Origin of the sequence: Pseudomonas tensinigenes (assembly GCF_014268445.2) — a bacterium.
GTDB lineage: Bacteria > Pseudomonadota > Gammaproteobacteria > Pseudomonadales > Pseudomonadaceae > Aquipseudomonas > Aquipseudomonas tensinigenes.
In genome coordinates, this window is sequence record NZ_CP077089.1 from 3,052,878 (window position 1) to 3,067,936 (window position 15,059).

Annotated in this window: 11 protein-coding genes and 2 pseudogenes; 10 read left to right on the top strand and 3 right to left on the bottom strand. The window is 61.6% G+C overall.

Annotated features, from left to right (window positions below):
- Nucleotides 1-5: 5 nt before the first annotated feature.
- A pseudogene (locus tag HU718_RS13480) lies at nt 6-743 on the bottom strand (TorF family putative porin).
- 189 nt (nt 744-932) lie between these two features.
- Nucleotides 933-2,675 (bottom strand): amidohydrolase, encoded by a 1,743-nt coding sequence (locus HU718_RS13485; protein ID WP_186616026.1) that lies wholly within the window; start codon nt 2,673-2,675, stop codon nt 933-935.
- A 103-nt stretch (nt 2,676-2,778) separates the two neighbouring features.
- On the opposite strand from HU718_RS13485, the gene HU718_RS13490 reads away from it, so the two are divergent.
- The 8 genes from HU718_RS13490 to HU718_RS13525 all read left to right on the top strand — a co-directional run bounded on the left by HU718_RS13490 (nt 2,779) and on the right by HU718_RS13525 (nt 11,632).
- Nucleotides 2,779-3,696, top strand: coding sequence for a LysR family transcriptional regulator (locus HU718_RS13490; RefSeq protein WP_186616025.1), 918 nt, complete (start codon nt 2,779-2,781; stop codon nt 3,694-3,696).
- A 188-nt stretch (nt 3,697-3,884) separates the two neighbouring features.
- Nucleotides 3,885-4,502, top strand: a complete 618-nt coding sequence (lexA, locus tag HU718_RS13495; RefSeq protein ID WP_095121012.1) for a transcriptional repressor LexA — start codon at nt 3,885-3,887, stop codon at nt 4,500-4,502.
- Complete coding sequence (gene imuA / locus HU718_RS13500; RefSeq protein WP_095121011.1) at nt 4,502-5,119, top strand: translesion DNA synthesis-associated protein ImuA; 618 nt, start codon at nt 4,502-4,504, stop codon at nt 5,117-5,119. The genes lexA and imuA overlap by 1 nt, the downstream gene beginning before the upstream one ends.
- Nucleotides 5,120-5,126: 7 nt before the next feature.
- Nucleotides 5,127-6,542 carry a Y-family DNA polymerase gene (locus tag HU718_RS13505; RefSeq protein ID WP_186616024.1) on the top strand — a complete coding sequence of 472 codons (1,416 nt, stop codon included), beginning with the start codon at nt 5,127-5,129 and terminating at the stop codon, nt 6,540-6,542.
- Nucleotides 6,518-9,616, top strand: a complete 3,099-nt coding sequence (locus HU718_RS13510) for an error-prone DNA polymerase (RefSeq protein ID WP_217868295.1) — start codon at nt 6,518-6,520, stop codon at nt 9,614-9,616. Before HU718_RS13505 ends, HU718_RS13510 begins: the two co-directional genes overlap by 25 nt.
- Before the next feature lie 273 nt (nt 9,617-9,889).
- Nucleotides 9,890-10,576 carry a CsgG/HfaB family protein gene (locus HU718_RS13515; protein WP_176470095.1) on the top strand — a complete coding sequence of 229 codons (687 nt, stop codon included), beginning with the start codon at nt 9,890-9,892 and terminating at the stop codon, nt 10,574-10,576.
- Between the two features lie 28 nt (nt 10,577-10,604).
- Entirely contained in the window at nt 10,605-10,976 is a 372-nt protein-coding gene (locus HU718_RS13520) for a DUF4810 domain-containing protein (protein ID WP_102901941.1), read from the top strand.
- Nucleotides 10,973-11,632: a DUF799 domain-containing protein gene (locus HU718_RS13525; protein ID WP_038368878.1), complete on the top strand. Its 660-nt coding sequence runs from the start codon at nt 10,973-10,975 to the stop codon at nt 11,630-11,632. The genes HU718_RS13520 and HU718_RS13525 overlap by 4 nt, the downstream gene beginning before the upstream one ends.
- A 130-nt stretch (nt 11,633-11,762) precedes the next feature.
- On the opposite strand, the pseudogene HU718_RS13530 reads toward HU718_RS13525, so the two are convergent.
- Nucleotides 11,763-12,017, bottom strand: a pseudogene (locus HU718_RS13530) (flavin reductase family protein); the annotation flags it as partial.
- Between the two features lie 103 nt (nt 12,018-12,120).
- Between HU718_RS13530 and HU718_RS13535 the strand changes: the two are divergent.
- Together HU718_RS13535 and HU718_RS13540 are read left to right on the top strand one after the other, a co-directional pair.
- Complete coding sequence (locus tag HU718_RS13535; protein WP_150705607.1) at nt 12,121-12,810, top strand: GntR family transcriptional regulator; 690 nt, start codon at nt 12,121-12,123, stop codon at nt 12,808-12,810.
- A gap of 134 nt (nt 12,811-12,944) precedes the next feature.
- Entirely contained in the window at nt 12,945-15,056 is a 2,112-nt protein-coding gene (locus HU718_RS13540) for a PAS domain-containing hybrid sensor histidine kinase/response regulator family protein (protein ID WP_150705606.1), read from the top strand.
- Nucleotides 15,057-15,059 lie beyond the last annotated feature (3 nt).

A 15,059-nucleotide genomic window follows, 5' to 3' on the forward strand; every position in this document is an offset into this window, starting at 1 on the left:
GTTTTTCAGAAGGATTTGCTGACGCTGGCGACGACGGTGGCAGTGCAGACATCCTTGAAGCCCCAGTTGCTCAGACATTGGGTTTGTGAGAGATCGGTGTCGATGTAGCTCAGGCCCAACACCACGCCGGCCAGATTGTGGGTGAGTTTCACCTCCCATTCGCGGTACGACTCTTCGGCGCTACCGGACGCCGAATACAAATGCGGATCCTTGAAATCCATATTGCCGTAACGCAGCTTCAAGCCTGAATCGTACGGCAATTCAGTTTCATAACTGATGTAGGTATAGAGCGAGTTCTGCTGGCTATCGATCCCCGGCGCATCGCTGGAGTAATACGCCGCCAGTTTCACCCCATAAACCCCGAGAATCCCGTAAACCTCGCTCTGGTTGAACTGGCTTTCCTTGGGGTAGGCGTACTTGATGTAACCCAGATCGAGACTGACATCCTCGGTCGCCTGCCACAGCCAACCGCCTTAGTAATCGACTTCCTGACGGGTTTTCAGGTCGCCGCCGAAATCGACGTTGGAGCTCCACGCACCAAGGTACAGGCCGCTGCTGTGGGCGAGGGTCAAACCGGCTTGAGCGGCGGGGTCATTTTGCGTTTGCGAGATGCCGCGGGTGCGGTAATCGCTGGCGAGGGTCAGGTCTACCTCCAGCGCAAAGTCATCGTTCAAGGGGATCGCTTGGCTGCTCAACGGCAGCAGACTGAAAAAAATCAGGGCGAACAGGGGCAAGGCTTTCATGTGAAGTCCCGATGTTGTGATTATTTTTGGGCAGTACGAAAACTGTGGGGGGGAATGCAATCTCAGCCACCCTCACAAACTCTGTGGGAGCGAGCTTGCTCGCGAAGGCGGTGGGTCAGTCAGTGAAGATGTTGAATGGACTGGCCTCTTCGCGAGCAAGCTCGCTCCCACAGGGTGGGATGGTTGTTGTTATTTTGTGGCGGTGTAGACCTGACGGCCGCCGAACCAGGTTTGCAGCACTTTGGTGTCATGCAGGGCTTTGTTGTCGACGCTGAACACATCGCGGTCGAGCACGATAAAGTCCGCCTGCTTGCCCGGCGTCAGCGAGCCGATCTGCTTCTCCAGGCCAATCGTGCGCGCGGCGTTGATGGTGTAGGCATAGAACATCGTGTCGCGGTCCAGACGTTCCTCGGCGTTGAGCACACCCAACGATCCGACGCGGGTGATGGCCTGGGCCATGGCATTGAACGGATTCGGCGTCGACACCGGCCAGTCACTGGCGCCGGCAATCGTCGCGCCCTGTTTCAGCAACGAGTGCGCTGGATATTGATAGCGAAAGGCGAGGGCGCTGACGTAGGGCTTGATCATGTCGGTGGTGTAATCGTCGGCGCTGGCCCACAGCAGTTGCATCGAGGCGATCACGTTGAGCGGTTTGAAACGGGCGAACTCTTGCGGGTTGACCATTTGCAGGTGAGTGATCGAGTGGGTCACGCCGCTCTGGCGATCCTTGCGCGCCTGGGCGATGCCGTTCAGCGACTCACGCACCGCACGATCGCCGATCGCGTGGATGTGCACCAGCCAGCCGCGCTGGTCGATGGCGCTGACCAGTTCGCCAAAATGTTTTGGATCAATCAGCAGTTCGCCCTGTTTGTGCGAGTTGCTGTAGGGGTCGATCATCGCCGCGCTCTGCGCCGGGAATTCGATCACACCGTCGGCGAAGATCTTGATGCCGGGCAATGTCAGGTTGGGGATGCCCTGAAATTGCTGGCGCACCTTGTCCAGTGTCTCGAGGTCGGCGGGCACGCTTTTCGGGTTGGCCACCAGCAGCGCCGCGACGTGCACGCTCATGTCGCCGCTTTCCGACAGGGCTTTGTAGGCCGGCAGCACGCCGACGGTTTTTTCGCTCGGCTTGAGCGCGAACACCGCTTCGCCCGGTGCGGCGTTGGCGGCCGGATCCATCCACGCGGTGATACCCAGGCTGTTGTTGTAGCGCACCGCTGATTTGGCGGCGTTCAACATGTCGGCGGGGCTTGGCACCGGCATTTTCGAGGCGACCCGATCCCAACCGGCGTCGACCACAAATCCATTGGGCTCACCGTTGGCCAGTTTGCCGATGGTGTCTTTTTCCGCGTCGGGCAGGGTTTTCAGCAGCGCCGCGTCGATGCCGGCGCGCTTGAGCATGACGTTGTTGGCCCACGCCGTGTGGTGGTCGCTGCCGATAAACACCACCGGCACATCGGCCCATTCGCCGTTGTTGAAGGTGGTGCCCAAGGCTTCGGCCTGCGCCCAGTAAACCGAACTCATGCCGGCAATGCTCAGCACATCGCCGTGTCTGGCCTTGCCGTCTGCACGCCAGTTGCGCAGACGCTTTTGCAGTTCGTCGAGGCCGACGACTTCGTCTTCCATGTTCGCCGAAACCATTTCCAGACCGCCGAAAATCGCGTGGGAATGGCTGTCGATCAGCCCGGGCATGAGCGCTTTGCCCTTGAGGTCGATGACCTTTGTGCCGGGTTCGATCAAAGCTTTTATCTGCGCGTCGGTGCCGACTTTCAGCACTTTGCCGTTTTCCACGGCCAGGGCCTGCACCTTGGGTTGCGCGCGGTCGGCAGTGAAAATCTTGCCGTTGAGCAGGATCAGCTCAGGTGCGGCGATGGCTTCCATCGAGGCAAAACTTACAGCGGCTACCAGCAGACTCGGGATGAATCTTTTCATTGAAGATTTCCTTGTTATTGCGTCTGATGGCGAGATTAGTGGCTGGCGACGGCCGACAGAACGCCTCCCTCACGAAAAACGTTTTTGCCTGAATGGAAAAAGCATGGACAAGTTGGGTGCATTGAAAATGTTCGTGGTCACCGCGCAGCTCGGCAGTTTCAGTCGCGCCGCCGAGCAGTTGGGCAAGACCCCGTCGGCGCTGACCAAAGCGGTCAATCACCTGGAATCGGAGCTGGGCGCACGGCTGTTTGAGCGCAGCACACGGCGGATTCTGCTCACCGAAATCGGCCGGGTGTACCTGGAAACCGCACGGCTGGTATTGCAGCGGCTGGACGAGGCCAGCGAGGAAATCGAGCAGTTGCAGCACGGCTTGCGCGGCAGCCTGAAAATCACTGCGCCGCTGGCGTATGGGCGGGCATTTCTCGATCAGGTGTGTGACGGCTTTTTGCAGCAATACCCGCAGATCAGCCTGCAAGTGGACCTGTGCGATGCCTTCGTCAATCTGCTGGAAAGTGGCTACGACCTGGCATTGCGCGAGGGCCATGATGATTTGCCGGGGCTGATTGCGCGGGTGGTTGGCAGCAATCGTCTGGCTTTGTGCGGCAGCCCCGAATACCTCGCGCGCAAGGACTTGCCGGTGAATCCGCAAACCCTCGAACAGCATGAATGGCTGCTCTATCAGCACCCGTTGCTTAGCCGCGAATTCTGGTGGGCCGAGCGCGACGGGCAGCGCTTGAGCCTGGCGCAACCGGCGAATCCGCTGTTGCGCAGTGACAATTACGATTTGTTGCTGGCCAGTGCCCTGGCCGGGCGCGGTTTGCTGCACACGCCGCTGTGGAGCGCTGCGCCGTACATGGCCGATGGGCGATTGGTGCGGGTCATGGCTGACTACGAGATCGATCCGGATACCTTCGGCCCGCACATTCTGGCGGTGTACCCGAGCCATCGGCGGGCCACGGCGAAGGTCGTTGCCTTCATCGATTACATCGCAGCATTTCTCGCCGAACGCGGCCTTGGCTAACACCCACGCACTGATCGTTCCCACGCTCCGGCGTGGGAATGCAGCCCGTGACGCTCCGCGTCACTGGACGCAGAGCGTCCCTAGAGGCGTTCCCACGCAGAGCGTGGGAACGATCAAGAACGTAGGAACGATCAACGTGGGGTGGGCCGACCTGCGGCGCTTGTCAGGAAAATCCTACAGGAGTACAAATGTACTCCATGACCAATCTGACTCCCCGTCGTACTGCCATCCTGACCTTTATCCGCGATCGAATCGCCGAACACGGTCAGCCTCCAAGCCTCGCTGAAATCAGCGAGGCTTTTGGTTTTGCCTCGCGCAGCGTGGCGCGCAAGCACGTGCTCGCGCTCACCGAAGCCGGTTTTATCGAGGTCAATCCGCATCAGGCCCGGGGCATTCGCCTGCTCGGGCAACCGCCGCGCCCGGAGCTGCTCGACATCCCCGTGCTCGGCCGCGTTGCTGCCGGTGCGCCGATTGGCGCCGATGCCGACATCCATAGCCGCTTGCTGCTCGACCCGGCGCTGTTCTCGCGCACACCCGACTACATGCTGCGGGTGCAGGGCGATTCGATGATCGAGGACGGCATCCTCGACGGTGATCTGGTCGGCGTGCGGCGCAATCCCGAAGCGCTCAACGGCCAGATCGTCGTGGCGCGGCTCGACGGTGAAGTCACCATCAAACGCTTCGAACGGCTCGGCGCTGAAGTGCGGCTGTTGCCGCGCAACCCGGCGTACCAGCCGATTGTCGTGCGCGACGATCAGGATCTGGCCATCGAAGGGGTGTTCTGTGGTCTGGTGAGGCAAGGCTGATGGGCGCCGTCGTTGCGTTGGATACGCTGTTCAATGGCGGCCAGGTCTGGAAGGGCCGGCCTGCGCCCCCGGCCGCCAGCCCGCAACCGACCGGGCACGCCGCGCTGGACGCGGCATTGCCCAGCGGTGGCTGGCCGGAGGCGGCGCTGAGCGAAATCCTGTTGGCCGGCCCCGGTGTCGGCGAACTGCAACTGGTCTGGCCGACGCTGGCGCGGTTGTCGGCGGCGGGCGAGCGCATTGTGCTGGTGGCGCCACCCTTTGTGCCGTACCCGCAGGCATGGGAAAACGCTGGGGTCGATTTGCGCCAGTTGTCGGTGATTCAGGCCAGCGAGCGCGATGCCTTGTGGGCGGCGGAACAGTGTTTGCGTTCGGGCAGTTGCGGCGCCGTACTGTGCTGGCCGCACAAGGCTGATGACCGCGCGTTGCGGCGTTTGCAGGTCGCGGCGGAAACCGGCCAGACCCTGGCGTTTGCCTGGCGCCCGTTGAGTGAAGCAGTCAATCCGTCACCGGCGGCGTTGCGCATCGCCATCGACGCCAAACCCGCGCAGTTGCGCGTGCTCAAGTGCCGTGGCGGTTTGGCGCGTGCGGCGCCGATTGCCTTTGCCGTGGGTCACTGAGGTCGCCATGCGCTGGGTGTGTATTCTGTTCCCGCAATTGGCCCTCGACGCCGTGCTGCGTCAACGCCCCGATCCTGATGAACCGCTGGTGCTGCTCAACGGCCCGGCCCAGCGCCGCGTGCTGCAAGCGGTCAACCCGGCGGCACGCAAACTCGGTTTGCGTCCCGGCCAGTCGATGACCGCCGCGCAGGCGATGAGCAAAGGTTTTGCCACCGCCGATTACGAGGCCGCCGAGGTCGAGCACTGGCAGCAGTTTCTCGCCGCGTGGGCCTACCGTTTCAGCGCGCAGGTCAGCGTGCACTATCCGCGCACTGTAGTGTTCGAGATCGAATCCAGCCTGGGTCTGTTCGGTTCGTGGGCGCAGTTTGAAGCACGACTGCGCCAGGAACTGACCGATCTGGGTTTTCGTCATCGCATCGTTGCCGCACCGAACCCGGTGGCGGCGCGGGTGCTGGCCAACGCCTATGACGGCTTGGTGGTGCCCGACGGCGAAGCCTTGCAGCATCACCTCGGTCAGTTACCGGTCGACCGCGTCGGCCTGGAACCAAGCGTGGCCACGGCGTTGTCGCGCATGGGCCTGCGCAATCTCAGTCAGGTGCAGAGCCTGCCGCGTCAGGCGCTGGCCCGACGTTTCGAGGCGCAGATGCTCAAGCATCTCGACACCTTGTTCGGTGCGCGCCCCTTGGCGCTGGAGTTCTACCTGCCACCGGATCGTTTCGACGTACGCATCGAACTGAATTTCGACGTGCAGTCGCATCAGGCATTGCTGTTCCCGTTACGCCGTTTGACCGGTGACCTGTCGGCGTTCCTCTGCGGGCGTGACAGCGGCGTACAACGTTTCGACCTGCATCTGGAGCACGCCGGGCTGCCGGACAGCGTGATCAAAGTCGGTTTGCTCAGCGCCGAACGTGATCCGGCGATGCTGTTTGAACTGGCGCGCGGGCGGCTGGAACAGGTGCAAGTCGAGGCGCCCGTGCGCGGCTTTCGTCTGCGCGCCGAGGACCTGCCTAGCTTCGTGCCGCAGTTTCAGGAACTGTTCGACGATCGTCCGCAGCAGACCTTGCCGTGGGAGCAGTTGCGCGAACGCCTGCGTGCACGCTTGGGCGATGACGCCGTGCAGGGGCTGCGTTTTCAGGCTGATCATCGGCCGGAGTGCGCGTGGCAGCACGGCGTCGACAAACAACGCTGCGCAGGCTTGCCCAGTGTGCATCGTCCGGGCTGGTTACTGGGTGAACCGCAGAGCGTGGCGCAAGGTTCGGCGCGGATTCTGATGGGGCCGGAACGTATCGAGTCCGGCTGGTGGGACGGTGACGATGTACGCCGCGATTATTACCTGATCCAGAACCGCGCCGGTCAACAGGGCTGGGCTTATCGCGCGGTGGGTGAGGGCGGTCCGTTGTGGCTGCAGGGCTGGTTTGCATGAATGACGGTTATGCCGAACTGCACTGCCTGTCGAACTTCAGTTTCCAGCGCGGTGCTTCCAGTGCCCTTGAGCTGTTTCAACGGGCGAAGAAACACGGTTATCAGGCACTGGCGATCACCGATGAATGCACGCTGGCCGGGATCGTCCGCGCCTGGCAAGCGGCGAAATCCGTTGAGCTGCCGCTGATCATCGGCAGTGAAGTGCGCATTGAAAACGGCCCGAAACTGGTGCTGCTGGTGGAGAATCTTGCGGGCTATCAGGCGCTGTGCGGCTTGATCACCCGTGCACGACGGCGCACGCAAAAAGGCCAGTATCAGGTGTTGCGCGAGGACTTCGACGAAGCGCTGCCGGGATTGCTGGTGTTGTGGGTGCCAGACTCGCTTGATGACGTGGAGGAGGGTCGTTGGCTGCAGCAGACCTTTGGCGAACGGTTGTGGCTGGCGGTGCAATTGCATCGTGGCCAAGACGATCAGCAGCGGTTGGCGGAGTTATTGAGTCTGGCCGCCGAGTTGCAGATTCCGGCGGTGGCTAGCGGCGATGTGCATATGCACGCCCGTGGTCGCCGCGCCTTGCAGGACACCATGACCGCGATCCGTCATCACGTGCCGGTGGCTGAGGCTGGGCTGCGTCTGCATCCCAATGGCGAGCGGCATTTGCGCAGCGTTGAGGTGTTGCGTGAGTTGTATCCGCAGGCCTTGCTGGATGAGTCGGTAAGGCTGGCCCGGCGTTGCACATTTGATCTGGGCGAGTTGCGTTATCAATACCCCAAAGAGTTGGTGCCCGAGGGGCACAGCGCCAGTTCCTGGCTAAGGCAACTGACCAAGGAAGGCATCGCCTGGCGTTGGAAAAAGGGCGCGCCCTTCAAGGTGCTGAGGCAGATCAACAAGGAGCTGAAGCTGATCGCCGAACTTGGCTACGAAAGCTACTTTCTCACCGTACACGACGTGGTGCGCTTTGCTCGTGAGCAAAAAATCCTCTGTCAGGGCCGTGGCTCGGCGGCCAACTCGGCGGTGTGTTTTGCCTTGGGCATCACCGAAATCGACCCGGATCGCACCACGCTGCTGTTCGAGCGCTTCATGTCCAAAGAGCGCAACGAACCGCCGGACATCGACGTCGACTTCGAGCACGAACGCCGCGAAGAAGTCCTGCAATACGTGTTTCGCCGTTATGGCCGTGGTCGTGCGGCGCTGACGGCGGTGGTCAGCACCTACCACGCTGCCGGCGCCGTACGGGATGTGGCCAAGGCCCTGGGCCTGCCGCCCGATCAGATCAATGCACTGGCCGATTGCTGCGGCCACTGGAGCGATGAAACCCCGCCGGTCGAGCGCTTGCTCGAAGGCGGCTTTGACCCGGACAGTCCGGTGCTGCGCCGGGTGCTGAGCCTGACCGGGCAACTGATCGGTTTCCCCCGGCACCTGTCGCAGCATCCCGGCGGTTTCGTGATTTCCGAGCAGCCGCTGGACACGCTGGTGCCGGTGGAGAACGCGGCGATGGCCGAGCGCACGATCATTCAGTGGGACAAGGACGACCTCGACGCCGTCGGCCTGCTCAAGGTGGATATCCTCGCCCTCGGCATGCTCAGTGCAATCCGCCGCTGCTTCGACTTGCTGCGACGTCACCGCAATCTGGACTTGAGTCTGGCGACGATTCCGCCTGAAGACAAACCGACCTACGACATGATCAGCCGCGCCGACACCATTGGCGTGTTCCAGATCGAGTCCCGCGCACAGATGTCGATGCTGCCGCGCCTGAAGCCGGCGAAGTTCTACGATTTGGTGATTGAAGTGGCCATCGTCCGCCCGGGGCCGATTCAGGGCGGGATGGTCCATCCGTATCTGCGCCGCCGGAACAAGGAAGAGGAAGAAACCTACCCGTCGCCAGAACTCAAGGTCGTTCTGGAAAGAACCCTCGGCGTGCCGCTGTTTCAGGAACAGGTCATGCAGATCGCCATCGTCGCCGCCGACTACAGCCCCGGCGAGGCCGATCAATTACGTCGCTCGATGGCCGCGTGGAAACGTCATGGCGGACTTGAACCGCACAAGGAACGCCTCGCCGCCGGCATGAAGAAGAATGGCTACACACCGGAGTTCGCCGCGCAGATTTTCGAGCAGATCAAAGGCTTCGGCAGCTACGGTTTTCCCGAATCCCACGCCGCCAGTTTTGCTTTGCTGACCTACGCCAGTTGCTGGCTCAAGTGCCACGAACCGGCGGCGTTCGCCTGTGCGTTGATCAACAGTTGGCCCATGGGTTTCTACAGCCCGGACCAGATTCTGCAGGACGCGCGCCGGCATCAGTTGCAGATCCGCCCGGTCGACGTGCGCGCCAGTGACTGGGATTGCAGCCTGGAAACCACCACGGCGGCGCAACCGGCGATTCGCATGGGCCTGCGCATGATCAAGGGCTTTCGCGAAGACGATGCCCGGCGCATCGAGGCGGCGCGGGCGCGCGGGGCGTTTGCCGATGTCGCCGATCTGGGCGAACGGGCCGCACTCGACAGTCGGGCGCAGGCGTTGCTCGCCGATTCCGGGGCGTTGCGCGGTTTGGCCGGGCATCGGCATCGGGCGCGCTGGGAAGTCGCCGGGGTGCAGAAACAGCTGGGCCTGTTTGCTGGGTTGCCGAGCCAGGAGGAGCCGGAGGTGGAGCTGCCCAAACCCAGCGTTGGCGAGGATCTTCACGCCGATTACAGCACCGTCGGTACCACGTTGGGGCCGCATCCGCTGGCGCTGTTGCGCGGCCAGTTGAAGGCATTGCGCTGCCGCAGCTCGCAGGAATTGCTCGACGTCGAGCACGGTCGGCCGGTGAGCGTCGCCGGGCTGGTGACCGGACGCCAACGGCCGGGCACTGCCAGCGGTGTAACCTTTGTAACCCTGGAAGACGAATTCGGCAACGTCAACGTGGTGGTCTGGCGCGATCTGGCCGAGCGTCAGCGGCAAGTGCTGGTCGGTTCGCAATTGCTCAAGGTCGATGGCCGCTGGGAGCGCGAGGGCGAAGTGCGCCATCTGATCGCTGGCCGGCTGAGCGACCTCAGCCCGCTGCTAAATGGCATTCGCGTACAGAGCCGCGATTTCCATTGATCCTTTCTCCCAAGCCGAACACAAAACCCTGTGGGAGCGAGCCTGCTCGCGAAAGCAATCTATCAGTCAGAGATGATTCGTCTGACATACCGCTTTCGCGAGCAGGCTCGCTCCCACAGTGGATTTGTGGAAGGCCAATCCAAGCCAATTCACTGACGTCAAAAAAACCTGTCACGAATGATGGCACTTTGTCATAATGCCGGCCCTTTTCAGCTCCCGCCGCGCATTGCCGTGCCGGGACATCCCCGTTTTTCAAAGGAATACTCAGTGAGAATGATCTCCCGGATGCTGGTCTCAGGCGTCGCAATTGCTGTGCTTGGCACGATGGCTGGCACACTCTCAGGTTGCGCGACGGAAAGCTCCCGTGCCTTGCCGGTGGCCAAGGTTGAAAGCGCCACACAAGTCTGGACCGGCGTTCGCGTGCCAATGGCCGTGGGCAAGTTCGACAACCGCTCCAGCTACATGCGCGGGATCTTCTCCGACGGCGTCGACCGTCTCGGTGGCCAAGCCAAGACCATCCTCATCACCCACTTGCAGCAGACCAACCGCTTCAGCGTGCTGGATCGCGACAACATGGGCGAAATCCAGCAGGAAGCGGCTATTAAAGGTCAGGCCCAACGCTTGAAAGGCGCTGATTACGTGGTCACCGGTGACGTCACCGAGTTCGGCCGCAAAGAGACTGGCGATCACCAGTTGTTCGGCATTCTTGGCCGTGGCAAGACTCAAGTCGCCTACGCCAAGGTCAACCTGAATATCGTCAACATCAGCACTTCCGAAGTGGTCTATTCGACCCAGGGCGCCGGTGAATACGCTCTGTCCAACCGCGAAATCATCGGTTTCGGCGGCACCGCTGCCTACGACTCCACCCTCAACGGCAAAGTACTGGATCTGGCCATGCGCGAGGCGATCAATCGTCTGGTCGATGGCATGAACGCCGGTGCCTGGAAACCGGGCAACTGATCGACGCCCATTGCAAGGAGCAACATCCATGAATCTGACTTTGTCGCGCTCGCTGATGGCGCTGACGCTGGCCGCCAGCGCCTTGCTGACCGGTTGTGCCCCCGGCCCGCAAACCCTGTACCAATGGGAAGGCTACGAACCCCAGGTCTACGAATACTTCAAAGGCGAAGAGCCGAAGGAAGCCCAGGCCGAAGCGCTGGAACGTGACCTGCAGAAAATCCGCTCCACCGGCAAAGCCGTACCGCCGGGTTACCACGCGCACCTTGGCCTGCTCTATCTGAGCATGGGCAAGGACGACCAGATGGTGCAGCAGTTCAAAACCGAGAAAACCCTGTTCCCCGAGTCCGGCACGTACATGGATTTTCTGCTTAAGAACGCCAAGACCGGAGACGCGAAATGATCGCGCGTACCTTGAAACTGCTGGCCGCCGGTCTGGCCCTGACCGTGCTGGGTGGCTGCGTTGCGCCCAAGACCGTGGATTACTCGGCCTACAAACAGGCGCGGCCGAAAACCATTCTGGTGCTGCCACCGCTGAACACTTCGCCGGATGTGAAGGCGTCGTACAGCCTGCTGTCGCAAGTGACGTTCCCGCTGGCCGAGGCCGGTTACTACGTGCTGCCGATTACGCTGGTTGACGAGACATTCCGCCAGAACGGCCTGACCACCCCCGACGACATCCATCAGGCACCGGCAAACAAACTGAGGGACATCTTCGGTGCGGACGCGGCGCTGTACATCACCGTGACCGAATACGGTACGCGTTACATGGTGATCAGCAGCGAAACTGCGGTCACTGCGACGGCGAAACTGGTTGATCTGAAAAGCGGCACTACGCTGTGGACCGGTTCGGCGCGGGCGTCGAGTGAAGAGGGCGGCAACAATGGCGGTGGCGGTCTGATCGGCATGCTGATCACGGCGGCTGTGAAGCAGGTCATCAACAGCGCCACCGATGCTGGCTACCCGATCGCCGGCGTGGCGAGCAATCGTCTGCTCTCGGCCGGACACCGGGCAGGCCTGCTGTACGGCCCGCGCTCGCCGAAGTACGGCACGGACTAAGAAACGACATAAATCCCTGTGGGAGCGAGCCTGCTCGCGAAGACGGTCTGTCATTCAAAGATTATTTGTCTGATATACCGCTTTCGCGAGCAGGCTCGCTCCCACAGGGGTGATGCGTTTCCCTGCTGGGTTATTTGGCGGTGGGCCAAAACCGCTCGCCACCGCCCGGTGCTTCCGTCCACGCTTGCAACGAGCGGGTCGGCAAATCGAAGTGATCGCGGGTTCGTGCGTAACCATGGCCACCTATGCGTCCGATCGCATCCAGGCCCAATTGATCGATGTACAGCGTCTTCGCATCGATCAGCTCATCGCGCACATGCGCCATCAACACCTCGCCAAAAATGATCTCCTGCGACTGACCAATGTTCAGCGCCATCCTCCGCCGGTATGCAATATATGAATGCAATTTGCAAAGGCCCGGATTAATCTGCGTTTCCATGGCCAGGCATCGCCAAGGGCTGGTTGCCTGACGCTAAAGGAGGGTTCGAATGACCGAGAAGAAACTGGAAACCACGGTCGACCGCGTCTACCAAGGGGTTTACGAGGCGATCAGCAAGCGTTCGTTGCGCCCGGGGATGAAACTGGGCGAGGCCTCGCTGGCCGAGTTATTCAATGTCAGCCGCACGTCGGTGCGCGCCGCGTTGAAGCAATTGGAGGCCGATGGGCTGGTCACCACCGAGCCCAATAAAGGGGCATCGGTGTCGCTGCCGAGCAATGAAGAGCTCCGCTCGCTGTTTGAAACCCGCCGGCTGATCGAGATCGGCATCGTCACCGAACTGTGCCGGCGCAAGGACGGCGCGGCGATGCACGACCTGCGCGAACACCTGTTGCTCGAAGATCAAGCCCACGCGGCGGGTGATCACGAACGCTTGATTCACCTGCTCGGCGAGTTCCACATCAAATTGGCGCGCAGCCTCAATAATCCGGTGCTGCTCGACTGGTTCCAGAAGCTGATCTCCCGCGCCTCGCTATACGCCGCCGCGCTGGACGACGACAGCCATGAAGTCTGCCGCGACAACGAACACCTGCGCCTGATCGAGTACATCGAGGCCGGCAATCAGAGCGCCGCCATCGAGCTGACCTGTACGCATCTCAACGGTATCGAGAAGGCCATTCTCGACGTCGCCGCGAAAATGAAAACTGGCTACCATCCGCTCAAACACCTGATCGGAGTTTAGGTTTCAGGCGGAGATTAAATCGGCTATACCTCAAATGAAACCAATGCGACTGCAGACGCTCGAAACAGACGGGCGTCGCGTCGATACGGCGTCGCGATTTATCGGGCAATCACCACAGGACACTGAGTCAGTCGATGCAGTTTTTATCCGATAGCCATGGTTGTGACGGCTGGAGAGGCGAAATGGCCGGACGCATCAGTGCGTTCGACTGGAGCCACACCGAACTCGGCCCGCTGAACAGCTGGCCGGCCAGCCTGTGCAGCGCGGTGCAATTGATGCTGGCCTCGCCGCTGCCGATGGTCATGCTCTGGGGCCGCGCCGGCTACATGATCTACAACGATGCCTATTCGATATTTGCCGGTGGTCGGCACCCGTATCTACTCGGTGCGCCGGTGGAGCTGGGTTGGCCGGAAGTCGCAGATTTCAACCGGCACGTGGTCGATACCTGCCTGGCCGGCGGCACTTTGTCTTTCCGCAACAAAGAATTGGTGCTGTTGCGCGACGGCGTCCCCGAAGACGTCTGGATGGATCTGTATTACAGCCCGGTGGCCAATGATGATGGAGCGCCCGGCGGGGTGATGGCAATGGTGGTGGAAACCACCGAATTCATGCACTCCGAACGCCGGCGTCAGGCGGCGGAACAAGCCTACCGCGCTGACAATGAGCGGGTACGTCTGGCGCTGAATGCCGGGGCCTTGCTCGGCTCGTTTGTCTGGGACGTGAAAAACAACACATTGTCCGCAGACGAGCGTTTCGCCCGTACGTTCTCGTATCCGCCGGATCACGACCTGAGCAATCTCGCTCAGGACATTGCCGAGTCGCGCATCCATCCCGATGACCACGCCTGGGTCCAAGAGCGGGTCGCCCATTCCGTGCAGACCGGCGAGCCGTATAACGCCGAGTATCGCGTCCGGCGCAGTGATGGCAGTTATTCGTGGGTGTTGGCCAGTGGCGCGTGTGAGTTCGACGAACACGGTGCGCCGTTGCGTTTTCCCGGGATACTGATCGACATTCATGAGCGCAAGATTGCCGAAGAATCGCTGCTCAAATTTACCCGCAACCTCGAACAGCGCGTGGGCGAAGAGGTCGAGGCGCGGCTGGCGGCTGAAGAACAGTTGCGCCAGTCGCAGAAGCTCGAAGCGATCGGCGGTCTCACCGGCGGCGTCGCCCACGACTTCAACAATCTGCTGCAAGTGATCGCTGGCAATCTGCATTTGCTCGCCCGCCACGAACCGGACAACGCCAATGTGCAGCGCCGGGTCAGTGCCTCGCTGGCGGCGGTCGAGCGCGGTGCCAAGTTGTCCTCGCAACTGCTCGCGTTTGCCCGCCGCCAACCGTTGTCGCCAGCAGTGTGCAACCCGCAGCAGATTTTCGAAGGTGTCGGCGAATTGCTGCAGCGGGCGCTGGGTGAAACCATTCAGATCAACGTGCAGTTGCCGCAAAAACCGTGGCACATCAACGTCGACCGCAACCAGTTGGAAAACGCCATTCTCAACCTGGCGATCAATGCCCGTGATGCGATGAAGGGCGAGGGCACCATTGCGCTCAGCGCTGCCAACGTGCGCCTCGACCGCGAATTCTGTGCCGGCAAAGGCATCGTCCCCGGCGAGTTTGTCCGCGTCGCCGTCAGCGACACCGGCGCCGGCATTGCGCCAGAGATTCTCGAGCAAGTGTTCGAGCCGTTTTTCACCACCAAGGCCGATGGCCTGGGCACCGGGTTGGGCCTGAGCATGGTGTTCGGCTTCGTCAAACAGAGCGGCGGGCATGTCGACATTGCCAGTGCCGTCGGCGAGGGCACGCAGGTGCAGTTGTACTTCCCGCGCAGCCTGCGCCCGATCCTTGATGAATCGCCCAACCTGCAACGGCAGCAGAGCGGCGGCCACGAGACGATTCTGGTGGTTGAGGACAACGACGCGGTGCGCGCTTCGGCGGTGGAATTGTTGCGCGAGGAGGGCTATCGCGTGCTGACCGCCGGTCACGGCGATGCGGCCATGCAAATGCTCCTGGAAGGCACCGAAGTCGACCTGATCTTCACCGATGTGGTCATGCCGGGGCTGATCAAAAGCTCCGACCTGTTCGCCTGGGCCAAGGTGCAAACGCCGCCGGTGGCGGTGCTGTTCACCTCCGGACACACCCGCGACATCATCTCGCGCAATCACCAGTTAAGCCCTGACACCCATTTGCTCGGCAAACCGTACAGCCCCGAAGCCTTGTTGCAGATGATTCGGGTGGTTCTCGGCAACTGAGTG

Excerpts from the sequence above, each read along its gene's own strand:
- HU718_RS13485 (WP_186616026.1), bottom strand. The coding sequence starts at position 2,675 with ATGAAAAGATTCATCCCGAGTCTGCTGGTAGCCGCTGTAAGTTTTGCC.
- HU718_RS13490 (WP_186616025.1), top strand. The coding sequence starts at position 2,779 with ATGGACAAGTTGGGTGCATTGAAAATGTTCGTGGTCACCGCGCAGCTC.
- lexA (WP_095121012.1), top strand. The coding sequence starts at position 3,885 with ATGTACTCCATGACCAATCTGACTCCCCGTCGTACTGCCATCCTGACC.
- imuA (WP_095121011.1), top strand. The coding sequence starts at position 4,502 with ATGGGCGCCGTCGTTGCGTTGGATACGCTGTTCAATGGCGGCCAGGTC.
- HU718_RS13505 (WP_186616024.1), top strand. The coding sequence starts at position 5,127 with ATGCGCTGGGTGTGTATTCTGTTCCCGCAATTGGCCCTCGACGCCGTG.
- HU718_RS13515 (WP_176470095.1), top strand. The coding sequence starts at position 9,890 with ATGATCTCCCGGATGCTGGTCTCAGGCGTCGCAATTGCTGTGCTTGGC.
- HU718_RS13520 (WP_102901941.1), top strand. The coding sequence starts at position 10,605 with ATGAATCTGACTTTGTCGCGCTCGCTGATGGCGCTGACGCTGGCCGCC.
- HU718_RS13525 (WP_038368878.1), top strand. The coding sequence starts at position 10,973 with ATGATCGCGCGTACCTTGAAACTGCTGGCCGCCGGTCTGGCCCTGACC.
- HU718_RS13535 (WP_150705607.1), top strand. The coding sequence starts at position 12,121 with ATGACCGAGAAGAAACTGGAAACCACGGTCGACCGCGTCTACCAAGGG.
- HU718_RS13540 (WP_150705606.1), top strand. The coding sequence starts at position 12,945 with ATGCAGTTTTTATCCGATAGCCATGGTTGTGACGGCTGGAGAGGCGAA.